Here is a 23,992-nt window from a genome sequence, read left to right on the forward strand (position 1 = left end):
TTTAGGTAAGGACTGGTAGTTATTTCTGTCCTCTATATTCCAAAAGCAACAAATAAAGATTTGATAATGAAGTAGATTGTTGATTTTTTGTTGCTGAAAGGCTCCTTCGGGGGCCTTTTTTGGTTTTAAACCAACTAATCAAAAACAAATTTAAAACCGGTAGTGATCATATAAGAACTCAAAGTATTGCTGCGATCGTATTGAATGAATTTCAAATCAATGCTTTTTAGACCAAATTTCCAGATGTGCAACTTGGTAAAGATATCCGTATAGCTTGCACCAAACCCAAACTGATTAGCAGAATAGTCCGAGAGGTCATAGTCTGAGGTATAATAGTTATCGGTAGACAAATGCCCTTCGTAGCCCGCGAAATAATCGGCCGCTGTTTGGCGGTAATACCTGTACGATGGGTATAAAGTAAATTTATCTGTAATCTTAATCGGTATCTCGAGACTTGCCGTATGGGAATTTATTCCCCAATCGTCTATATAATACCTGTAATAGGTCCGCAACACAAAGGTTTCATTAATATAGTAATTTAACCTTCCTCCCAAGGCAACTTTAAAACGGGCGTCTGGCAGGCGCTCTATATCATCTGCCAATTGAAAATTCTCGATGAATGAGTCGGCCACATCACTAAAATATACCCTTTGAAAAGGAGTAGATAATAGACCACTTTGTTGAACCAGATCCACCATAACAGATGCCTGTGCATTTTTTGACAGAATCTGAGAAAATCCCAGACCGACCGAATAAGAATTACGACCGGTAGATTCAAATGCTGTAAATGCGGGAGCGTAGTTGGCATTGCCACTTATGGTGTTGAATGTAAAAAAAGTATCATTTATACCATCCCCACTTATTCCGAAAGGTCTTAATTCAAAAGGATATATCGTATTCCAATTATCTATATAAACGTTAGCAGAGATACTGAGCTCCGTATTCTTTTCATTAAATAGCCGGGTATAACTACCACCCAAACCAGCCGAGAAATAATCATATTCGGTTGCTACGGATAAGCGTGCGCTCCAGATGGTATTCCTATCTTCAGAGCTGTGGCTATAGCTCCCGGTCAGGTTAGCCCAGGTGTCGGCCCCTGATGCTCCTGATGTAGCTACAAACGGATCGGAAAGGGTACTGCTGTCAAAAGGGTTAACATTACTTGATGAGGCAGAAGTATAAGCAGAGACTCCTGCATCTATTGTCAGGACATCATTGTCGTTTAAGGGAATAGATAATATAACCGTCCCGGTAATATCTGTTAATTCCTCTGTACCAATGCCCCCACTAACGGCGGCATTGTCACCATCCTGAGAGTAATAACTTGACAAGAAATCCACTTCAGTGGCCTCGAGTATTCTTTTTTGATACTGGGGTGTACTACTTTGTGCATCTAATGCTTGAAGCGAAAATGCAAAGACGAAAATAACTAAGGCAATTATCTTTTTCAAAAGTATCATTTAATTACAGCCGCAGCCGCCCCCTGTTTTACCTCCATTGGCCCCAACAGCGGCTTCCCTGTAAGAGTGAAATATGGTAATATTACGATCTGACTTCCTATCTGTTAGCAGCATGTCCGGATCATTGAGGTTTACCTTTTCATATTCCTTTACAACCGCACAGGAAGTAATAAAGCCAAGAGCCAAACCAACAAGTAGCATTTTCCTAATCATATTTTACTTATTTGAATATTGGACGATGTATGCAACTTACCCTGCTCATCGATAATCACACATTCTATATTGGGCAACTGATTAATTCTGTTTATTCCCACTTCAGTACCCATAACAAATATGGCTGTTGCCAATGCGTCAGCAATCTCGGCCTTGGGTGCAAATACCGTAGCGCTGATTATTCCCCTTGCAGGAACCCCTGTTCTTGGGTCAATAATATGACTATAACGTATCCCATTAAATTTTACATACTTTTCATAGTTCCCTGAAGTCACGACAGCTCCGTTGTTAATAGGTAACATTGCAAAAGCCTTTTCTTTATCCAGAGGATTAGTAATGGCTACTTTCCACTGCTGACCATTGACCTGCCTGCCCCAGGCACTCATATCCCCGGATGCATTAATGATCCCAGAGCTTACCCCATGCTCCAATAGGACAGCCTTCGCCCGGTCGGCAGCATACCCCTTACCAATAGCGCCAAAACCTATTTTCATTCCTTTATTCCTTAAAAAAACGGTGCTTTCTTCTTTATTCAATTTTATATTTTCATAGCCCACTTTCGCCACAGACTGTCTTATTTCTTCTTCAGAAGGCATGGAAGACATGCTTCCATCATACTTCCATATTCTATCCATAGAAGCGTAGCTGATATCGAAAGCACCATCGGTAAGAATTGAAATTTTAATCGCCCGGTCTATAAGCTCCAGAAGTTCCGCATCTACTCTAACCGCCCTAATCCCTGCATTGTTGTTAATATATGATGTTTGTGAATTGGGATCCCAGGAAGAAATAAGCCGCTCTATTCTTGTCATCTCCTCTATTGCAAGGTCTATATATTCATCCGCCATGTTCTGGTCGTTGGCGACAACCGTAATCTCAAAGCCATTACCCATCAATTCCAGGCTGCGCTTATAGGTTTGCTGGCCCGATACCGGATAGTACATGAAAATAAGTGTAAATACTATTGTGATACTTTTCAATACCTAAGCTTTAAAAGATGCTAAAAGTTTTATATAATCAGAAGGCGACATTTTCTTATAACTGGTTTGCCCTAAAACTTTCCCTCTGTTGTCCATAATCACTACTAAAGGAAATATCCCATTCTTATTGTATGCCTCTGCCAGAAGGGCATTTGCGTTCTGCAATTCAACAGGTAAGGCATTTTTCTTCTTTTTTGGAAAATCGGCCTGAAGCATGACAAAGTGTTTGGCCGCATAATTCTTAAACTCCTCGGTGCTCCAGATCTCCCTATCCAGTTTTATACAGGGAGCACACCAATCAGAGCCCTGAAAAACCAGAATGATATTTTTGTTTTCCTGGGTTGCAAGCGTTTTGGCCTGCTCGAAATCTGTCTGCCAATCTTGAGAAAATGCCAAAGATGACATCAAAAAAAATAGCAGAAAAGTGGTGGTAAGATACTTCATATCTCATTATAATTTTCTCGATAAGCATCAATAATTCGATACTTACTTTAAATAAAACGATCTAAAAACACTAAAATTACCTATTAACATAGATTTATTATTTGGACATCCAAAAAATCTGTTAACCCCAATATTTGTGGTAGGCACAGTTTATTTATCTGTAGTGAAAACCTGGTAGTTGGTCGTCGATTTTAACACCTTCAACCAAAAACCTATGAAATTTTACTAACAACAACTCAAAGATAAAAACCCAACTTTGAACTTTCTAAGAACTCAAAATCTTATCTCATGAAGAAAGCTACTACCTACAAAGCGGCCTTTATATGTATCTTAACTCTTTTCTGTTATACATTATCCGCACAACAATTTGAAATGTCCGATACTTCATTTGCAAGTGTAAAAGAAACGGAAAAAAGAAAGAAAGACTATTTGCAATTAAAAAGTCTGGGTTATACAGATCAGGAAATCTATGAAGATTTGGGTAACGTCTACTTTATGAGCAAAAAGTTTGAAACTGCAGTTTTCTGGTACGCCAAATTGGAGGAACTCCAAAAAGGTAAAGGACTAAATAAAGGCTATCAGGAGCGATATGAATTTGCCAAAGCTAAATTAAATCACTGGCATGTTTCCTCTAAAATGGATCAAAGAGACTGGGTAGCTGTAATACAGGAAGAATACCTTATTAATCCCAATGAAGGAGATCAGGAATCTCAGGACTATATAGCCAGTTCTGCCAGTTCTCTTGAACTTCATGACAAAGTAGACCAGTTCTTTGATGCCCAGATGACCTCAAAGCCTATACCGGTTTCACAAACAGCAGAGCATTCTGGTGAAGATACTTCGTTTGAAGCTCCTATGGCCATTTCTGCAGATGGCAGAGTAGCTTACTTTACAAGGGCAGAATATGTAAAACCTACTTATGGACTATTCTCTAAAAAGCAATTAGTACATAAAATTTACAAAGCAGATAAAATTAATGGACAGTGGAAAAATGTAAAACAAGTACATTTAAGCCCCAAGAACTATTCTTCTATCCATCCTGCGATTTCGGGCGACGGTAAGCGATTGTTTTTTGCTTCGGATATGCCTGGAACCTACGGTAAATTTGACATCTATGTTGCTGCTATTCGCGAGGACGGATCATTGGGAGTTGCTAAAAATCTAGGCGATAAGGTAAACAGTAAGAAAAACGACCTTTATCCAAATATGGTAGATGGTACCACCCTGTTTTTTGCCTCTGACGGAAGAAAGGGTTATGGCGGCATGGATCTTTATATGGCCCAGGTTGGGCAAAGAAAAGTGCAATGGTCTGTCAACTTAGGTAGCCCAATCAACAGTGAAAAGGACGACTTTTCAATTTTTCTCTCTGAAGAAAAAGGAAAGGGTTATGTAATGTCTAACCGGGGAGAAGCCGAAGGAAACGTTCAACGCGTGGTATTCTCATATGCCTCAGAGCAAGAAAACACCTCTAAAGCGAAAATGGAATACAATCTACTGGAAGCCCTGAATACCAGTTCAAAAATAGACTATTCCAACGCCTTTTTCGACGACGAATAGGGTTAGCAGGGAAGCAAACGCATTGAATTACTCAAAAAATTCAGTGTCCCTACAATACCCTATGATGCAATGACGACGATACCGATTATCAATACAATCGGAAGAGATTAAAATACAACAACCCAAATTTTCAGTAAGATGAGCTGCAATACAACTATCTTAAATAAGATCTGTCTTTTTACCGTTCTGTACGTGGTAATCAGTATTCCTGCTGCCTTCGCTCAGGAAACCCCAACCAATACCAACGGTTCTAAAAACACCTACCACAATCAGTTATTTTTTAACCGATTTTTGATAAATCCGACATTCTCTCTGGTAAGAGAAAACAAATCCTATCTGAATATACTTCACAGGAATCAGTATGCTACCTTCGAAGATAACAGTCAGAACTATTTTCTTGGATTCAGCAATAAACTTAACGAGAATACAGCTTTGGGTATTGGTGTCTACAGCCAGTGGTCTGGTGTAATTCAGGAATTTGGATTTAATGCCAATTATGCTCATTCTATCAAACTAGGAGATAAAAGCAAACTTACTTTTGGAACCAACGTCACTTATTTTAATGAGGGGTTAGACCAAAACAGGGTAATCGCAACCAGTGAAGACCCTACGCTATCAAGAGCTCAAAAAGAAAGTAAAGTGGCCATACAACCAGGAGTGACCTTGTCAGTCGGGCGATTTGATTTTGGTCTTTATGCAGAAGATTTACTGAAGTACAACCAAACTACCAACAATTTTTCTGCAAATTTAAACGACAAGAGTATTAGGGCCTCGCTGCAATACACTCACAGTTTTATCTCAAAATATGGGCTTTTTGCCGATGCTAGATTGATGCCGTTAGTACAGGTGGGCAGAAACCAGGACAACAGCCTGTCTTATATAGGAGCTGTTCTGTTAGACCTGCCAAAGTACGGCTGGTTGCAGTCTACCTTTGATAACGAATATGGAATGTCTGTTGGTTTAGGTTTTAACCTGAATAAGAAAATGTCGCTCGGATATTTGATGGAGAAAGACATTCTTGATAAAGATGCCGACTTTGGCTGGAACCATGAACTGTCTTTAGCCTATACCTTTAAGAATGATGATGCCCCATTGGCTTTTGCAGATATCTCAACTGACGCCAAAATAGACCAGATTATTCGTAACTACGAAGAGCAGATACTTCAATTGAAGGCCCAGAATAAAAAACAACTGGCATCTAACAGCAGTACCAATACATTAATAGATGATATAGCAGAAGATTATGCAGCCCATGTTGCAAGTCTTGCTACCGATAATGAAAATGCCCCTGCATTGCAAAAGTCTAATGGTAAAACGAAGAATTCTAGAAAAGCAAATCGCAAAAACCAGAAAAATTCAGAACAAATAAATTCGGATAATGAGTTGGCCTATCAGAATAGTCTAATTCTTGATGAATTGATTATGAGACAAGACTCGGTTGAAAATGCCCGTAATAAGGAATTTGAGAAAAGGTTTGAAACCATTGTCCGGTTTTTACGAAAAGATATCGAAAGGACCATCAAGGATAATCTGCAAGATAATCGTACTCCAAAAACATTGCTTGCCTCCAATGATGTACCTTCTGAAACCGTGGTCTTTAATGGTCAGGTACATAGGAATTATGCCAAAGTAGACAGAAATGTTCGACAGGCGGAGAAAAAGGCGAATTCAAAAACAGCAACGAAAAAATATGTTATAAATAATGATAAAAGTAAAACAGCCCAAAATGTAAAAACAAATGATAAGCTCGATAATATAGCGAGTAAAGATCAGGAAGTTGGCAAACACAAGGATTATGCGAAGCTTCCAATTAAAGTACTAAATCGGTCAGATATTGCCGGGGTTGAGCCTGGTTATTATTTAATTGCCAATGTTTATAAGAACAAAAGGTATTTGAAGGCTTTTGTAAACGACTTAACGAAACAAGGTCTTAATGCCAAGCAATTTTATAATCGTGAAAATGGGTTGTATTATGTATATCTGGCCGATTTTAAAATGAAAGAGGATGCAAGAAGCGCCGTGGTTAACCATTTATCTGGGAAGTACAGTGATGAAAAATGGATAATGCAGGTTTCAGATCCTGTAGCCACTGCCGAAATTCAATTTGACGATTTATAAGATGCCAATGTTGTATTAGTCAATGACCGGCTTTGTATGCTGCCTTCCTTAGAAGGAAGGCAGCAGCAAAGTCTACTTTTTAAAATCTTCTTCACTCCCCTATCTCCATTATCAGGGTTACAAAGGCAAAGTAAGAAACGGATTTCACAGACCGACCAGTAGGTATGTCCTGTGCTATTTTTCTAAACGTTAAAACTATGCGCATTTGAACGAAAATACCTACTAATTTTATGCCAGAGCAGCATAATTAGGTATATTTACTATAGAAAAATATACAACCACATTTTCTAACAACCCAAATCCCCTACTCAATGGAAACGTACCTCAACCCCGACATCAACATCAAGAGCGACGCAACTGAGAGCTCAACATCAGGCGTCAACCACCCCACCGTCACAACACAGAACGACAGGCGTAAACAAAAAGAATCCTATTCTTTTTTAAACCTCAACTTTAGGCACAGACCGGAACTCAGATACTGCTAAACTAGCAAGGTGGGAATCCTTTATTGGTCATGCCATAACAAGCAAAAGGCAATCAATTATTTTAAAAGTTTAATCAACGCTTTATTATAAGTGCCTGGTGCTTTGTGACCAAGAATAAGAATCCTACTTCCATGCAGTAAACTTTACAATCCCAATTTTTGTGATTGTAAGAACCAAGAACCTGACACTGACAAACTTAAGATCTTCCTCAACAGAAGATCAGAAGAAATACAACCCAAATTCTATTTAATATGAAACCAGAGATTTTAAAAATTATCATTATTGATAATAATCCCGAAATTCAAGATTTGTATTCAAGTTTTTTTGAATCCTATTCAGACTTTGATCTGGCAGGTGCCTATAGTTCTGTAAACGAAGCCCTGGAAGACTATGAGAATATTCTCCCGGATATAATTGTTTCGGAAATTTCAACCCCGGACATCTGCGGCATTGAAGGCATGGAACTTTTTCGCGATAAAGATCCGAATGTCAAAATAATTATCAATAGTGATCAGAGCGACTTCGATTGTATAAAAAGAGCCTTTAAAAATGGTGCTAACGGGTACCTCACAAAGCCTGTTAATGAAAAACGACTCCATCGTGCACTGAAGTCGGTGCGCAACGAAGGTGCAATTATCAGTAATGATATTGCCAAGAAAGTCATTGCCATGTTTCAGCGCAAAACGTATAAATCGTTCTCTAAAAGGGAAAATCAGATTATTGAGCATTTGTCACAAGGTGCAACCTACAAGACTATTGCTGACAAACTGTTTGTAACCACAAGTGCCATAAACTTTCATATTCAGAATATCTATCTTAAACTGGATGTGAATTCTAAATCCGAAGCATTAAACAAGCTTCAGGAGTTAGAACTATCATGATACAATGGATAGTCTTCTGGAGGTCTGCCAGGTGTGTTTCAAATACATCAGATCATCAGGGAATATCTATATTGCTAGCTCAATTATTCGGAAGGCATTTTAGTCCTCTTTTGGACTAAAATGCTTTTTTTTTAAACTATCCTTTCCTTTTCTTCGGAATATATAAGTTAAAACTTCCGGGATTACCTACTTTTATTTATCTTGAACTTTACACAACTTAATTTGCGTTAGAATAATGGCTAAATATAATGTAGCGGTTCTGGGACCCATACCAAGAGATCATATTACCACACATCATGGAGAAGTAATAGAAAAATATGGATGTGCCACCCATACGGCTATAGGTCTGGCAAAATTACTTGGGGAAAATGGAACAGTACATTTGGTATCCCATGTTCGCAAAATTGATGAAGGTCCTGTTAAGGAACTTCTTAGCAATTATTCTAACATAAACACTGCCTATATTACCTCTGATGCAGACCAGGGTGATGTAATTCAGTTGAAGTTTGTTGATCAGAATAACAGATTGGAGAAACAAACCGGGTTTATGAACCCTATTGTACCCGAAGACCTGCAAGAACTGTTGCATTGTGATGCTTTCGTTTGTGTACCGATAACAGACTATGAGGTGCCTTTGGAAACCCTGAAGTATATAAAAGAGAACAGTGAAGGAACCATTATTTTTGATGCCCACGGGCCTACCAATACGACCACTATCCTTGGTGACCGACTCATAAAATTCTGGATAGACAGGGATCAGTGGCTACCCTATATAGATGTTTTAAAAATGAATCTGGAAGAATCTAAATGTTGCTGGTTCGAAAAGGAATACCAAACAGAAGAACTTAAGCATTTTGACGAAGTGAGTACAGAGCATTTAATGGCCCTTGCACAACATACCCTGAATAATGGTATCAATTGTCTTATTGTTACCCTGGATGAAAAAGGAGGGGCCGTATTTTATAAAGAAGACGAGGATGTTAAGGAAGTATTTGTAAAATCTGTCTGGGTAGATCACGTGGTAGACACTACTGGCTGTGGGGACTCCTTTGCAGGCGGATTAGGATTTGGTTTGCTGGAAGATAAAACCAACTACATCAGGGCAACCAAATATGCCAACTCTCTTGGCGCTCAAAGGACACAGGGCAGGACATTTGACGTTTTTAAATCTAAAGATGAAACAGATCAAATGATTCTTGATACTTACGGTAGTATCTAAAAGCGTTCATTAGTTTCAGACGACTTGAAATCCAAAGGCATAAGGATCATCGTCATCTATGGTAATGGTATTATGCCCATAAATTTTGGCCCAGCCCTGAATACTTGGACGAATTGCCTGTAAGCCTGCCAGTTCGGTTTTCTCCTCTACCCTACCAATAAAGCTAGATCCTATATAACTCTCATGAATGAATTCATCTCCTACCTCTAAACGACCTTGCATACACCATTGTGCCATCCGGGCAGAAGTTCCGGTACCACAGGGAGATCTGTCTATAGCCTTATCTCCATAAAACACAGCATTCCTTGCTGTACTTTCTCCAGAAATAGGCGCCCCTGTCCATAAAACATGACTCACATTTTTAATGGAGCTGTCCAGGGGATGAATAAATTGATCTTTATATTTCAGATTGATTTTATCCCGAATCTCCTGACTAAATCTGATAAGGTCGGCTGCGCTGTAATCCCTTATATCACTAAAATTTTCCTGGGCATCCACAATGGCATAAAAATTACCTCCGTAGGCCACATCAAACTGCAGGGAGCCCAGTGAAGCACTATCTATGTTGAGTTCCTGGCCTGCCAGATACGATTCTACATTTAAGAATTTCACCCAGTCTACCTGACCATTGGTCTGTTTATAACTAACTTCTACCAGTCCGGCCGGAGTTTCCAATCTCAAAAATCCCGGTTTTTTGGGCTGTACCAGGCCTTCTTCAATGGCAATTGTTACCGTTCCAATAGTGCCATGTCCACACATAGGCAAGCAACCACTGGTCTCAATAAACAGCACCCCTATATCGTTATTTACATCGGAAGGAGGGTAGAGTATACTTCCACTCATCATATCGTGCCCCCGTGGTTCAAACATCAGCCCTCTGCGTATCCAGTCGTATTGCTCTAAAAAGTCTTGTCTTTTTTCACTCATATTTGCACCCCGCAATTGGGGACCACCCTCTACTACAAGACGAACAGGGTTACCGCAGGTATGCGCATCAATACATTTAAAAGTCCCTCTAATTGCCATTCTTAGTAATATAATTTTCTATTCTTTGTTCTAAAATAGCAAGGGTAACTGTGCCTTGTCCCAGCACCACTTCGTGAAATTCACGAATATTAAATTTTTCTCCGAGTTGTTCTTCTGCCCTCTTGCGCAACTCCCTGATTTTTAATTCTCCTATCTTATATGAAAGTGCCTGGCCCGGCCAGGAGATATACCGGTCTGTTTCGGTATTGATCTCATGCATGGATAAGGCCGTGTTAGCAGCCATATAGTCTACCACCTGCGCTCTTGTCCAACCCTTTGCATGAATGCCGGTGTCTACCACCAACCTGCAGGCACGCCACATTTCATAGGTTAATTTCCCGAAATGTTCATAGGGGGAGGTATACATGCCCATGTCTTCGGCTAGAAACTCTGTATAGAGGCCCCAGCCTTCTCCGTAAGCCGAAAGGTAGAGGTCTTTGCGAAATTCGGGAATGCTATCGCCCAATTCCAAATTCAGCGCCCCTTGCAGATGGTGCCCCGGTACGGCTTCATGAACCGTAAGTGAGGGTAAAGTATACAGTGGCCTGCTGGGAAGATTATAGGTATTTACCCAGTAATATCCGGGATCTGTACTTTGGGAACCGGTACCTACGTACCTTCCGCCCGTATATTTTGGAGCAATTGCAGCTGGTACTGCAGCTACCCCATAAGGTTTACGGGGTAACGTTTTAAAGAACCTCGGCAATTGTTCATCTGCCCTTTTCGCCATATCGCGTGCTATCATAAGCAGCTGTTCAGGAGTTTTGGCATAAAACTGATCATCTGTTCTAAGAAAATTAAGAAAATCGGCAAAACTTCCCTTGAACTCAAGTCCTTCTATGATCTTTTCCATAGCCGCCCTAATCCTCGCCACTTCCTTTTTTCCAATGTTGTGGATGCTGTCCGCTGAATAGGCCGTACTGGTAGTATAGTAATTAATCCTGTTCTGATAGTAATCAATGCCTTCCGGGGTCTCGGAAATACCAGTAGATGTCCTGGTTTTTGGCAGGTATTCCTCTTCAAAGAAGGCCTTGATCCTCTTAAATTGGGGAATCACAGCTTTCTGAATGCTTTCCTTAGCTGCCAGCAACAAACTGTCTTTTTGATTCTTGCTTAATGTTGTTGGTAAATTATTAAAGGGAGAATAAAAATAGCTTTCTTTGAAATCTGCTACTATATGATCATTATAGGAAGATTCATATCCTTTAAATATTACTCTTGGTTGCCCAACACCTTTGGCCAGGCCTGCTCTTAGATGCACTAATTGCTGGTCTACGTATTGGGGTATGGCATTAAGCTTATCCAGGTACTTTATGGCCTGTTTATGATCTGCAAGTGGCCTTACCATATAGGGCAGGCTGGCATGAAAACCTGCATCTGACAGAATTGGGTTCAGATAGCGTTCATAATTATAAAAATCTATCTTATCCTGTAGAAGAAATCGAAGTAATTTTGCAGAAATATCATCCGTTTCACTCAATGAACTCTTGTCCAGGGCATCGAGTTCCTTTATGATGGTTTCAGCAAATTCTGCTTCTTTTTTAAAATATGCCTTTGTAAAAAGTCCCAAAGGATATTCTTCCTTATCATAACCCTCATGGGTCTCATAGGAAGAGATGATTTCCTGTAAATGGGTAGCTTCGTTTTTTTCCACATGGCTATTACAACTAACAAATAGCACTAAAAACAGTAAGGTCCCCAGACACTTCATTAATTCACTGTTTTTAGAGTTCGTCTTTAGTTTGCTCCTGATTAACCAGGCGGGAAATTTTTAACGGATTCTCATCTTTTAAAGCATTCGGCAGGAGGTTGTTGGGCCAATTCTGATAACTTACAGGCCTTACCCACCTTTTAATCGCATGGATACCCACTGCAGTAAATCTGCTATCTGTTGAAGAGGGATAAGGACCTCCGTGATGCATAGACGGGCATACTTCAACACCGGTGGGGACACCGTTGTAAATTAGCCGCCCTACCCTGTTTTGCAAAGCTCCTACCAAGGTAGGATTATTAGATAGTTCCTCTTCTTCAGCAATAATAGTTCCGGTTAGCTGGCCTTCTAACCCTGAGATTATTTCTACAAGCTCAGTCATATCTTTGGCTTTTACCACCAAAGAGAAAGGTCCAAAAACCTCATGATGCAAGCTATTATTTTCCAGGAAGGTCTTACCATTTACAGTAAGAACAGTTTGTCTTGCAAAATTGGGAGGGACTTCCTCCGAATATGAAGCGGCAACATCAGTGCCTGCCTGAGCAGTGGCCATGGCCTTATTTTTCTCATACGCCCCAATTATATTAGGATGCAACATACAGGAAGGCTCTTTCTTTATAATTTCCTCTGAAAGTTGTGCAACAAAATGCTCCATTTCATCACCATCTAACCCTAGCAGCAATCCGGGATTGGTACAAAATTGTCCGCTACCCAGGGTAATAGAACCGGCATAGGTGGCAGCCCATTCAGCTCCATCTTTATTCATGGCTGAAGGAAGAATAATAACCGGGTTAATACTGCCCATCTCTGCAAAGACCGGAATAGGTTCTTCTCTGCTTGCAGCCAGGTCATATAATGCTCTTCCCCCACGGATACTTCCGGTAAAACCAACTCCTTTTACATCGGGATGTTTTACCAGACTTTGCCCGACTTCTATGCCACTGCTATTTAAATTGGAAAATACCCCGTCTGGCATTCCTGTTTTTTTTGCGGCTGAAATGATTGCTGAGGCTACCAGTTCCCCGGTGCCTGCGTGCATGGGGTGACTTTTAACAATTACCGGGCAGCCCGCAGCCAGTGCCGATGCGGTATCTCCGCCGGCGGTAGAATATGCCAGTGGAAAATTGCTTGCCCCGAAAACTACCACGGGGCCAAGAGGTACCAGCATTTTCCTGATATCCGCCTTGGGAATGGGTGCTCTATCTGGTTGTGCCGTATCGATAGAGGCATCTACCCAGGATTCTTCTTTAATCAGATGGGCAAAAGAACGCAATTGTCCTATGGTTCTGCCCCTTTCCCCCATAGCCCTGCCTTCCGGAAGTCCGGATTCTGAACAGTAGGTCTGAATCAGCTCATCACCCAATTCCATGATCTCGTCGGCTATGGCTTCTAAAAAGGAAGCCTTCCTTGAGCCAGATAATTCTTTGTAAGTATTAAACGCAGCTTTACTCAGGGAAACTGCATTGTTTATTTCCTCTTCAGAAGCTTCGTGGAACAGGGTTTCATTTTCCCTGTTCAATAAAGGGTTAAATGTTTGATATGTTTTTGAACCCTGGGCCGATGTCGAATGACCTATATAATTTTTACCGTGAATCATAATATAAATGTCTGTATCAAATTTAAGGATTCATCGCTTTAAATGCTGCTAAGTCGGGCCGAGTTTTTACACCCTCCTCAATAATCCGTAAAACCCGTTCCCTTTCTGCACCCCTTAGAGGTAATCTTGGGGCTCTTACATTTTCTGTGCCAATGCCCGTAGCCACTTCGGCCAATTTAATATTCTGGACCAACTGAGGGCTTATATCCAGTTCCAATAAAGGCATAAACCAACGATATATTTTAATGGCTTCGTCTATTCTGCCCATTTTGGCCAACTCATAAATAGCAACAGTTTCTTCTGGAAATGCACATACAAGTCCGGCTACCCAACCTTCAGCACCTATCAACAGGCTTTCGAGTGCCAGGGTGTCTACCCCGCACAATATTTTTAAACGATCATCGAATCTATTTTTGATACGTGTAATATTGGTGATATCGCGCGTAGACTCTTTTACCGCTTTAATATTATCACAACTCAATAACTCTTCAAACATATCCAGACTTACCTCAATGCCATAGTCTACTGGATTATTATAGATCATAATGGGTAAATCTGTGCTTTGTGCCACCTCCTTAAAATAGGTCATTGTTTCAAAATCATCTGCCTTATAGCGCATTGGCGGTAGCATCATCAGGCCAGCTGCTCCAAATTTCTCGGCTTTTCTGGCGGCAGTAATTGCCCCAGTTGTGGTCTGTTCAGCTATGTTTAGAATCACCGGCACCTTACCATTTACAAGGTCCACGGTTTCTTTAACTAATATTTCTTTTTCATTTTCTGTTAAGGTACTTGCTTCCCCCAGGGTGCCTCCCAGGATTATGCCATGTACCCCAGCTGCCAGCTGGGCCTCAATATTAATCCGAAACATACGAAGATCTAACTCGTCTTCTTTGGTAAATTTAGTAGTTACTGCAGGCATAACACCTTCCCATTTAATATCCATATGTTGCTGTTTTATAAGACAAAAATAAATACCCAAAGGTTGTTACCATGCCTAAATTTTACCCTTTTTTGAGCTTATTTTAACCCATTTTAGAATCTAATTTATATTTTTGAGTAATATACGCTTAATGTTATGAAGGTTCAACCTTTTAAAATTCCCAAACCGGTACATGAACGGTTAGTGGTACAGACAGATTACTCGGAGCAATTCTATGATAAGCTTCACCAGCATGAAGAAATTCAGATAAGTTATATAGTTGCCGGTACAGGGAAATTGGTAGTAGCAGATAGTGTACATCCTTTTAAATCCGGGGACCTGTTTGTAATTGGGCAAAAATGTCCTCATGTATATAGAAGTGCGGCTGATGTTGCAGAAGCACATATGATTTCTATATTCTTTACTAAAACTTCATTTGGGGAATATTTTTTTGATATTCCTGAGATGGAGCAGGTTCAGGAATTTTTTATGAGGTCCGATGCCGGGTTTAAGTTAATCTCCAATACAGAAGTTGCCTGTAAACTTATAAGACAAATTGCCACAACAGATAAGTTTTCAAAATTCCTGATTTTCCTGGAATTGCTTCGTTTGCTTTCCAAATCGGAACAGCAGGTATTAACAGGCTTTGTCTACCCTAAAAAATTATCAGTAAATGAAGGGAGTAGAATGCAGACTGTTTTCGACTTTGTAATGAACAATTTTCAGCAAGAGATAACGCTGAATACTGTCGCAGCAATGGCGTTTATGACCCCTGGTGCCTTCTGTCGCTTCTTTAAACTGCGCACCAACAAAACATTCTTCCAGTTTGTTATAGAATTACGGATAGAGCATGCCTGTTTATTACTGGGAGATAGTTCTTCGCTTTCCATTTCGGAGATTGCTACGCTATCAGGTTTTAGCTCTATTTCCAATTTTAATAGAAAATTTAAGGATATCAAGGGGGTTACTCCTACCGCATACTTCAATAAAATAGGGAAACGCGCCAGCTAAGAACATTTATATTTTTCTTACAATTTGTTCGTTTTCTTTTCACTATTTTTGGGGAATTTTGAATGTAATATCCATCCATTATGAAGAAAATATTATTTCTTGTATTCGGCCTATTTCTGGCCTGTAATTCATCCCAGAAGACGGTCTCTCCTCCGGAGAGTTCTTCCAGTTCAGCAGCAGAAGTTACGGCAAGTGCTGAAAATTATGCAGGGACCATTACAGAAGGGGAGCTAAAAGACCATCTATATATCTATGCTTCAGATGAATTTGGAGGGCGGGAAACCGGTAAGGAAGGTCAGAAAAAAGCAGTTGAATACATTAAGAAAGAATACCAGAAATTAGGTATCCCTGCTGCTAAGGAAGATGGAGATTATTTTCAGAATGTACCCTTAGAAATGGCAAAGTTACCAATTGGAACTATTACTATAGATGATAAATTATATACTATTGGAAAAGAGTTTCTTACGTTTTCAGGAAATATTAGTGCTTATGATGAAATTGTCTATGTGGGGTATGGAATTGAAGAAGGTGATTATTCCGATTTCAAAGACATTGACGTAACAGATAAAATTGTCCTTATGAAATTTGGTGAGCCCAAGAATGCTGATGGCTCTTACGTCCTCTCTGGTTCTAATGATAAATCTGCCTGGAGCAATATGTCCGAATCTATAGGAAAGCGCACAGAAGTAGCCAAAGCAAAGGGCGCTAAAGCCATCTTGTATTATGACACTGCTAATTACGCGCGATACAAGAGATATTTCGACTATATGCAACGAAATAAGTCTGGAAATATGGGGTTGAAAAGCGAAGACAAAAATCCCACCCTGATTATAATGGGAACAACCATGGCCAAAGACATTTTACCAAATATTGAAGAAGCTGCCAATCTGGAAGTCAAGACCGCCAAGGTGTCCCTGGATTTGAATAGTGAAAATGATCAAATCTCATCCGAAAATGTGGCTGCTATAGTACGAGGCAGCGAAATACCTAATGAGTATGTAATTATCTCTTCTCATTTAGACCATATAGGAATTACGGCTGACGGACAAATAAACAATGGGGCAGACGATGATGGTTCGGGTACTGTAGCTATGTTAGAAATTGCGGAGGCCTTTAAAATGGCCGCAGATAAGGGCAATGGACCAAAAAGATCTATAGTATTCCTGCATGTTACCGGAGAAGAAAAGGGCCTTTTAGGCTCCATGTACTACACAGATTTAGATCCCATTTTTCCTTTATCCCAAACTGTAGCCAATTTAAACATTGATATGATTGGTAGAATAGACCCTAAAAGAGATGGAGACCGGAACTATGTTTACCTAATTGGTTCGGACAAATTGAGCACTGATCTTCATGAACTTTCTGAGGAAATCAATGAAAAATATGCTGGCCTGGAGTTAGATTATAAATACAATGATGATAATGATCCTAATCGTTTTTATTACCGCAGTGATCATTATAATTTTGCAAAGAACAATATCCCTATAATATTTTACTTTAATGGCACCCACGCCGATTACCACAGGCCCGGTGACACTCCGGATAAAATTAATTACGATCTTTTAGAGAACAGAAGTCGTCTTATTTTCCATACGGCATGGGCCGTAGCCAATAGGGATCAGCGGGTGATTGTTGATAAAGCCACCAAATAAAATAGCCCATAAGAGATTGTGCGATAAATATAAAAGGCCCGGTTGATATCAACCGGGCCTTTCTCTGTTACTTTTACTTAAAAGGTGCGCTCTGTAAGCTATAACCTTCTGAGTCCAGGATCACGCCTGCAGCGTGATGACCTCTTGGGTGGAAGACCGGGTTCGAACCGGCGACCTCTGGAACCACAATCCAGCGCTCTAACCAACTGAGCTACAACCACCATTTGCAAGCGGTGGCAAAGGTAATTTTTTTTAGTCTTTGATTCAAAATAAATGGAACGATATTTTGGTAATTCCAGGTTTTCAGAAAAAAGTCAACAATTAGAGCAGCCCCTAATTGGGTGCCATATTTGTAAAAACATCGACTAAATGCACATTAAATGCGATAAAACACACAAAAATCGCCGTTTCACAACATAAATTAGATATGGCCTTAAGAGCAACCTATTTTTACGTCTTGATTATGTTGTACAAAAAATGCCCTTGAATACGCCCGACTTACAAAACCTACCTAAAAATTTGAGAAGAACCTCTCTTCTTATTTTAATGCTTGTGTGCAGCATTCATTTCGGCTACCCGCAACATAAAGATCACCAAAAAATAAAGGATCGAATTACCAAATTACAGTCTCAAAATGATTTTAATGTAAAGGATACCACCTATATCAATCTCCTCAACAAGTATTCTGGTAAAATGCGATATATCAATGAAGACAGTTTGTTGTTATTGGCTACCCAGGCACTTGAGCACAGCAAATCTGCTGAATACAAAAACGGACATAGTGAGGCCCTGTTTCGAATAGGGGATTATTATTCGGATAAGGGTAAAAATGCCAAGGCCATCGAAAAATACAACGAGGCCTGGACTATTGCACAAGAAATCAACAATGATGATTTAAAATTAAGAATACTAAATAACCTGTCTAGCGAATATGGTTATAAAGGTGATATTGCAAAAGCACTCAATGGCTATTTGAAAGCATTAGAACTGGCAGAAGAGAAAGACAACAAACAAATGCTCTCTATCCTAAATGAAAACATTGCAAGCTTGTTTGCATCCCAGCATGATTTTGAAGACGCCTTAATATATTATAAGAAAGTTAAAAAGATCAATGACGAGTTAAATGATGAACTTATTAATGCAGAAACTTTCAGCAACTTAGCATCGCTTTATGCAGATATGGAAGAATTGGATTACGCAATGTTCTATATTAATAAAAGCACCGCCATCTTTGAAAAAAACTCAAGCCCGGATTGGCTTGCGTTTGCCTATGAAACCAAAGGGAAAATATACTTAAAGCAGAAAAAATATAAATGGGCACTTTACTGGTATGATCAGAGTAATATTCTTCATAAAACCCTGAATGATACCAGGGGTAAAATAGATTTGTACAACGGAATGGCGGAGGCCTACCTTGGACAAGGAAAGGACATACTGTCCGAAAAATATGCCCAGGAAGCATTTAATATCTCCAATGAAATTGATTTTTTAGAGGGCAAACAAAAATGTGCGCGCACGCTTTATATAATTAACAAGAACAAAAACAAGTTCGCTACTGCCCTATCCTATCACGAGATTTATCAGGAACTCTCGGACACCCTTTCACGAAGTGAGAACCAAAAAAGTCTTACTATGCTGCAAGTTAAGGATGAGCACGATCATATGAAAATGGAGTTAATCCAGGAGAATGAAAGAGCCTTGGCTAAGCAGCAAAATTATGTAAATGCGGCCCTGGCTATCTTACTCATCTTTATAGCCATTACCATCTTGGTGCACAGAGGGCAGAAAATACAGAAAAAGCTCAACGCAGAATTACAGAGTAAACAGGAAATTCTTGAAAACAGGGAGACCGCCCTTAGCGAAAGTAACGAAACTAAAACCAAGTTGTTCTCTATTATTGGACATGATCTCAGGGGGCCAATTGGAGCACTGCAAGGTTTGTTGAAAATGTTTAAGGACGGTGAAATAAGTCAGAAAGACTTTCTGGAATTTATTCCTAAACTCAGAGACGACGTGGATCATATTTTCTTTACGCTAAATAATCTGCTTTCCTGGGGTTATACCCAAATGAATGGCGCGGTTACCAAGCCTTCAGTGGTAGATATTGAAGCTCTGGTTGATATGAATGTTAACCTGCTTTCTGAAATTGCAGAGAAAAAATCTATTAAAATTGTCAGTGAAATTGCCGCCAACACGCTTACCTGGTCCGATAGTGATCAAATAGATATTGTTATCCGAAACCTTATTAGTAATGCACTCAAGTTTACACCAGAGAGTGGTATTGTTACTATTAGGTCTGAACAAAAACAGCACCATTGGGAAATTTCAGTAATGGATACCGGTGTAGGAATGGATAAGGTAACACAGGAAAAGCTCTTTTCTAAAAATGCGAACATCACTACCTACGGTACAAATAATGAAAAAGGTACAGGCTTAGGACTTTCATTATGCAAGGAAATGGTAGAAAAAAACAATGGCACCATTTGGGTGAACAGTAACCTAAGAACAGGTAGTACATTCTATTTCACCTTACCCAAAGCAGAAAAAGAAAAAAATTACAGCAAAGCGAGTTAAAAAATATCACCCAGATGTTTAACGGCTATATGCCGCTCTACCGTAAAACCTTCCGCCTGCTCTACCCCTACCAACCGTCCAAAGTCTCTTGAACGATACTCTAAACTGTCTACAAAATTTTTACTGCTTATTGGCGTATCAGGTTCTTTACTATCCGGATCGTAGAATTGTGAGGTATAGGCCGCGACAGCTTCCAGCTTCTTTTTTATAAAGCCCGTAACATCAACAACAAAGTCAGGAGTTATATTATTCCACTGTATATAATGGTAGACATTTTTTGGCCTCCAGGATTCCTGCCACTGATCGTCACCCGGCAGCTTTGTATCTATTTTTGACAAACCACTGAGGAAACAGGCATCGCTTACCAATTTACTCCCCTTTGCATGATCTATATGGCGATCAGAAACCGCATTGCAGAGCACAATATCTGGTTGGTATTTTCGTATCATCTGAATCACAGCAATTTGATGCTGTTTATCATTCACAAAAAAACCATCTGCAAATTCTAAATTTTCTCTTACTGCCAGCCCCAGTATTCTGGCAGCTTCTGCAGACTCTTTGTCGCGTAACTCGGCAGACCCTCTGGTTCCAAGTTCTCCTCTGGTAAGATCTATAATGCCAACTTTTTTACCGTTGCTTACTTCCTTTGCTATCGTTGCCCCGGCCCCTAATTCTGCATCATCCGGATGAGCACCAAAAACCAAAATGTCTAATTTCATATATTTTAACCTCAATTATTATATAACTAGTTGGCTACAGCCGATGCCATCTTTCTTACCTTCTGAATTGCCTGTTCAATATCCGCAATAAGGTCTTCAATTTCTTCAATACCGATTGAAAATCGGATAAGACCATCAGCAATACCTTGCTTTTTTCGCTCCTCGGCCGACAGTAAGGAGTGTGAAGCCTTTGCAGGTGTAAGCACAGTACTTTCTACCCCGGCCAGACTCATGGAAGATTTAATAAGCTGCAAGGACTTCTGGAATAAAGCAGCATCCAGTTCTTCCCTTAATTCAAAAGACAGCATTCCACCAAAACCTTTCATCTGGGCAACGGCCAACTCATGGTCCGGGTGCGACGTCAGCCCCGGATAGTACACTTTATCAATATCCTCATGTTTTTCTAAGAACTCTGCCATTAGGAGCGCATTATTGTTCTGCGCCCTAACCCGGATCCCCATGGTCTTTAAACTCCTTTCGAGCAGCCACACTGTATAGTCGCTTAAACTACCTCCAAGGTTCTTGGCAAGTGCAAATATTTTTTCAATATGATTGGAAGATGCTGCCACCGCACCTGCACAAATGTCCGAATGCCCTCCCATATACTTGGTGGCACTATGAACAACAATATCTATACCTAAGTCTACAGGGTTCTGATTTACCGGACTCGCAAAAGTGTTATCTATCATCGATATCAGATTGTGCTTTTTCGCAAGGGCGGCAATACTACTGATGTCTGTAAGGGTTAATAAAGGATTTGAAGGGGTTTCTATATAGATCACCTTTGTATTGGGCCTTATTAGCTTTTCAAAATCATCAGCATGCAATCCTTCTGTAAAGGAATAGGATATACCATATTTTTCAAATTCTTCTGTCACCAGATTGATGGTACCCCCATACAGCAAATTCTGAAGCACAATATGGTCTCCTGCCCTGAGAAAGGCCATCAACGCCGTACTTATCGCGGCCATTCCGCTACCAAAGATGAGTGCGGCCTCTGTGTTTTCCAGCGCGGCGATCTTTTTACATAGGCCTTCCTGGTTTGGGGTATTAAAATATCTCGGGTATCGCTTTACATCTACATCTTCAAATGCGTAGGAAGTGCTCATATACAGCGGAGAAATGGCTCCTTTGTAAGTGTCATCTTTTATCTCGCCTGTATGAGTGCAAATTGTGTTTAACCCCTTTTTTTTTCTTTCCATAACAATCCGGTTTTAGCCGTGTTAAAGTTACAAAATTAGACTATACCTTAACTTTTTTCCAATGACCTCTGCGAAACCAGATAATTGCGATTACCGATAGCATTACTTCTGCCAAAGTGATGGCCATAAACACTCCCAGGGCTCCGAGTTCAAAAGTTATTGCCGCCAGATAGGCGAATGGCAACTGAAAAATCCAAAAGGCAATGAAATTGATTTTCGTCGGTGTCTTGGTATCCCCGGCACCATTGAACGCCTGTGATACCACCATCCCGTAAGCATAAAAGATATACCCGGCTGCTATAATCTGTAGGCAAAGTGCTCCATTTTCGACAACAGTGGGGGTTGCATTAAACCAGGTGACAATTTCTTTTGCAAACAACAGGTAAACCACAGATACCATCAACATGAAATACGCATTGTATTTCCCGGTAATCCAAACAGATTTTTCTGCTCTATCAGGTTGTTTGGCTCCTAAATTCTGTCCTACTAATGTAGCGGCGGCATTACTCATACCCCAGGCAGGCATGATGGTAAACATCATTACCCGTATGGCTATTGTATACCCTGCAAGTACTTCACTGCCAAATTCTGACATCAGGCGCATTAAGAAGACCCAGCTCGATGTTCCAATAAGAAACTGGGCAATGCCCCCGATCGATACTTTTACCAGGTTCATCATCACCTTAGTACGTAATACGATATCCTGAAAACCGATTTTAATCCGACTCCATCCGAAAAACAAGATGGCGAGTTGAAAGATTACCGCGGTTCCCCTACCAATATTTGTGGCAATACCCGCTCCCATGACACCGTATTCCGGGATGGGCCCCCATCCGAAAATAAAAATGGGATCCAGGATGATATTTAAACCATTAGACAATACCAATGTCCACATAGCCATTGAAGCATCTCCGGCACCTCTGAAAATGGCATTGATCAAAAACAGTAGTAGGATGGTTATATTACCCCCTATTAACCATTGAGTATAACCATATCCTTCTGCGATCAAATCCGATTCGCCACCCATCAAGGCCAGGATTTCTTTGGCATAAAAAATACCAACAACACCTACGCAAAGGGCCACCAAAACCCCAAGCATAATGGCCTGCATAGCGGCTTCTCGCGCGCCTTTTATATCCTTTTCCCCTATTCTTCTGGCTACTACGGCCGTAGCAGCCATACTAAGGCCTATAGCCACAGCATATACCAGGGTGATTACAGATTCTGTGAGCCCAATAGTGGCTACTGCATTTACGCTTACCTGAGAGACATAGGCAATATCTACTACGGCAAATATAGATTCCATCATCATCTCCAGGATCATAGGGATGGAAAGCATAAATATGGCCTTGCGTATACTGCCTTCTGTAAAATTATTCTCCCTGCCTGTTATAGCAATGATGAACGAATTGAATAGTTTTTTAAATGTGAGTTTATCTTGAGTCATTATAGAAATAATTATGTTTTAATAGAAGAAAAATGATGTCTTGGAGCAGCAAAGAATACGGCTCTAATTTTCAGGTGTACTACCTATGACATCTATGGCTAACATAATTTCTATAACTTCATGATGGCGCAAAGATCATAAAAAAATTGAATAATTAAATAAATGCACCAAATATTTTTTAAAATTTTGATGCCGTGTAGGAGATTCTCAATCCAATTTAACAGGGCCCTCAGAGTCTATGCTAATCATCCAATGTTCATTTTGCATGGATTTATAAACAATTTCAAAGTTCAATCCTTCTGCTAATAAACGTTCAAGTTCGGAAGTCATAAGAAGATAATCTTCAGTAGAATTATTAACAGCGAATATATTGTACTCCGCATTTGCCGGAATGGCCAATCCCCTTTCCAAAGTGGAAGTTGAATAATTTATGACACTGTCTAAACGTGGGGCCAGAGTCCGTAATAGAGAATAAACCCTGTTGTCGTGTTCTCTGAGATCATATCTTTTATTCTGGTGAATTATAGTAACAGATTCTATAATTGCTGGCCCGACTCCATGATTATAAATATCTAGCTCATAGGATAGATTAGCTCTATTATGACTATCACCCACAACCAAATACGGCAAGATAGAGAGGTAGTTTTGTTTTTTCATAAGATCGGTCTGGTACATGAATATAAGCAGGGTAATAAAACTCATGCTCATTGCGGACAGACTTAGTATTTTCTCAGAATTCCATTTCAGTTTACGTTTAGCCATCGTAGAAATTTTAGT

The 23,992-nt window shown here is 40.0% G+C and carries 19 protein-coding genes and 1 tRNA gene; 7 read left to right on the forward strand and 13 right to left on the reverse strand.

Annotation, left to right across the window (positions count from 1 at the left end; all coding sequences use genetic code 11):
* Nucleotides 1-134 precede the first annotated feature (134 nt).
* The 4 genes from J1G40_RS04525 to J1G40_RS04540 are packed head-to-tail and all read right to left on the reverse strand — an operon-like array spanning nt 135 to nt 3,097.
* Nucleotides 135-1,460, reverse strand: a complete 1,326-nt coding sequence (locus J1G40_RS04525; protein WP_414855659.1) for a DUF3570 domain-containing protein — start codon at nt 1,458-1,460, stop codon at nt 135-137.
* Nucleotides 1,461-1,673 (reverse strand): DUF4266 domain-containing protein, encoded by a 213-nt coding sequence (locus J1G40_RS04530; RefSeq protein ID WP_265241363.1) that lies wholly within the window; start codon nt 1,671-1,673, stop codon nt 1,461-1,463. It lies immediately after the preceding gene.
* The gene (locus J1G40_RS04535) at nt 1,670-2,617 is read right to left on the reverse strand and encodes an FAD:protein FMN transferase (RefSeq protein ID WP_265241638.1); all 948 of its coding nucleotides are present in this window, start codon (nt 2,615-2,617) and stop codon (nt 1,670-1,672) included. The genes J1G40_RS04530 and J1G40_RS04535 overlap by 4 nt, the downstream gene beginning before the upstream one ends.
* Nucleotides 2,618-2,656: 39 nt before the next feature.
* Nucleotides 2,657-3,097 carry a thioredoxin family protein gene (locus J1G40_RS04540; RefSeq protein ID WP_265241365.1) on the reverse strand — a complete coding sequence of 147 codons (441 nt, stop codon included), beginning with the start codon at nt 3,095-3,097 and terminating at the stop codon, nt 2,657-2,659.
* A gap of 288 nt (nt 3,098-3,385) precedes the next feature.
* Here J1G40_RS04540 and J1G40_RS04545 point away from each other — a divergent pair, with 288 nt between their 5' ends.
* The 4 genes from J1G40_RS04545 to J1G40_RS04560 all read left to right on the forward strand — a co-directional run bounded on the left by J1G40_RS04545 (nt 3,386) and on the right by J1G40_RS04560 (nt 9,357).
* A complete protein-coding gene (locus tag J1G40_RS04545) occupies nt 3,386-4,654 on the forward strand; it encodes a TolB family protein (protein ID WP_265241366.1) in 1,269 nt (422 codons plus the stop codon).
* A gap of 138 nt (nt 4,655-4,792) precedes the next feature.
* Nucleotides 4,793-6,772, forward strand: a complete 1,980-nt coding sequence (locus tag J1G40_RS04550; protein ID WP_265241367.1) for a PorP/SprF family type IX secretion system membrane protein — start codon at nt 4,793-4,795, stop codon at nt 6,770-6,772.
* Nucleotides 6,773-7,508: 736 nt separating this feature from the next.
* On the forward strand, nt 7,509-8,138 hold the full coding sequence (locus J1G40_RS04555) for a response regulator transcription factor (RefSeq protein ID WP_265241369.1): 630 nt from the start codon (nt 7,509-7,511) through the stop codon (nt 8,136-8,138).
* A 235-nt stretch (nt 8,139-8,373) separates the two neighbouring features.
* Nucleotides 8,374-9,357 (forward strand): carbohydrate kinase family protein, encoded by a 984-nt coding sequence (locus tag J1G40_RS04560; RefSeq protein ID WP_265241371.1) that lies wholly within the window; start codon nt 8,374-8,376, stop codon nt 9,355-9,357.
* A gap of 15 nt (nt 9,358-9,372) precedes the next feature.
* On the opposite strand, the gene J1G40_RS04565 is transcribed toward J1G40_RS04560, so the two are convergent.
* Genes J1G40_RS04565 through J1G40_RS04580 form a run of 4 tightly spaced genes read right to left on the reverse strand, consistent with a single transcriptional unit; the run spans nt 9,373 to nt 14,634 of the window.
* Nucleotides 9,373-10,383: a 4-hydroxyproline epimerase gene (locus J1G40_RS04565; RefSeq protein WP_265241373.1), complete on the reverse strand. Its 1,011-nt coding sequence runs from the start codon at nt 10,381-10,383 to the stop codon at nt 9,373-9,375.
* The gene (locus J1G40_RS04570) at nt 10,373-12,094 is read right to left on the reverse strand and encodes a DUF885 domain-containing protein (protein ID WP_265241375.1); all 1,722 of its coding nucleotides are present in this window, start codon (nt 12,092-12,094) and stop codon (nt 10,373-10,375) included. Before J1G40_RS04570 ends, J1G40_RS04565 begins: the two co-directional genes overlap by 11 nt.
* Before the next feature lie 13 nt (nt 12,095-12,107).
* On the reverse strand, nt 12,108-13,691 hold the full coding sequence (locus tag J1G40_RS04575; protein WP_265241376.1) for an aldehyde dehydrogenase (NADP(+)): 1,584 nt from the start codon (nt 13,689-13,691) through the stop codon (nt 12,108-12,110).
* Between the two features lie 22 nt (nt 13,692-13,713).
* Nucleotides 13,714-14,634: a dihydrodipicolinate synthase family protein gene (locus tag J1G40_RS04580; protein WP_265241377.1), complete on the reverse strand. Its 921-nt coding sequence runs from the start codon at nt 14,632-14,634 to the stop codon at nt 13,714-13,716.
* A 132-nt stretch (nt 14,635-14,766) separates the two neighbouring features.
* On the opposite strand from J1G40_RS04580, the gene J1G40_RS04585 reads away from it, so the two are divergent.
* Both J1G40_RS04585 and J1G40_RS04590 read left to right on the forward strand, forming a co-directional pair.
* A complete protein-coding gene (locus J1G40_RS04585) occupies nt 14,767-15,621 on the forward strand; it encodes an AraC family transcriptional regulator (protein ID WP_265241379.1) in 855 nt (284 codons plus the stop codon).
* Nucleotides 15,622-15,701: 80 nt separating this feature from the next.
* On the forward strand, nt 15,702-17,273 hold the full coding sequence (locus J1G40_RS04590) for a M28 family peptidase (RefSeq protein ID WP_265241381.1): 1,572 nt from the start codon (nt 15,702-15,704) through the stop codon (nt 17,271-17,273).
* Nucleotides 17,274-17,419: 146 nt separating this feature from the next.
* Here J1G40_RS04590 and J1G40_RS04595 read toward each other — a convergent pair.
* A tRNA-His gene (locus tag J1G40_RS04595) sits at nt 17,420-17,495 on the reverse strand.
* A 297-nt stretch (nt 17,496-17,792) separates the two neighbouring features.
* Between J1G40_RS04595 and J1G40_RS04600 the strand changes: the two genes are divergently transcribed.
* On the forward strand, nt 17,793-19,847 hold the full coding sequence (locus J1G40_RS04600) for a tetratricopeptide repeat-containing sensor histidine kinase (protein WP_265241383.1): 2,055 nt from the start codon (nt 17,793-17,795) through the stop codon (nt 19,845-19,847).
* Here the strand turns inward: J1G40_RS04600 and bshB1 are convergent.
* The 4 genes from bshB1 to J1G40_RS04620 form a co-directional block, all read right to left on the reverse strand.
* On the reverse strand, nt 19,844-20,566 hold the full coding sequence (gene bshB1, locus J1G40_RS04605; RefSeq protein ID WP_265241385.1) for a bacillithiol biosynthesis deacetylase BshB1: 723 nt from the start codon (nt 20,564-20,566) through the stop codon (nt 19,844-19,846). The two genes, J1G40_RS04600 and bshB1, sit on opposite strands and share 4 nt — an antisense overlap.
* Before the next feature lie 26 nt (nt 20,567-20,592).
* Complete coding sequence (locus J1G40_RS04610; RefSeq protein ID WP_265241387.1) at nt 20,593-21,768, reverse strand: trans-sulfuration enzyme family protein; 1,176 nt, start codon at nt 21,766-21,768, stop codon at nt 20,593-20,595.
* Between the two features lie 40 nt (nt 21,769-21,808).
* Nucleotides 21,809-23,215 (reverse strand): MATE family efflux transporter, encoded by a 1,407-nt coding sequence (locus J1G40_RS04615; RefSeq protein ID WP_265241389.1) that lies wholly within the window; start codon nt 23,213-23,215, stop codon nt 21,809-21,811.
* Nucleotides 23,216-23,422: 207 nt separating this feature from the next.
* Nucleotides 23,423-23,977: a hypothetical protein gene (locus J1G40_RS04620; protein WP_265241408.1), complete on the reverse strand. Its 555-nt coding sequence runs from the start codon at nt 23,975-23,977 to the stop codon at nt 23,423-23,425.
* Nucleotides 23,978-23,992: the final 15 nt, after the last annotated feature.

Origin of the sequence: Muriicola sp. Z0-33 (assembly GCF_026126425.1) — a bacterium.
GTDB lineage: Bacteria > Bacteroidota > Bacteroidia > Flavobacteriales > Flavobacteriaceae > JAFMPW01.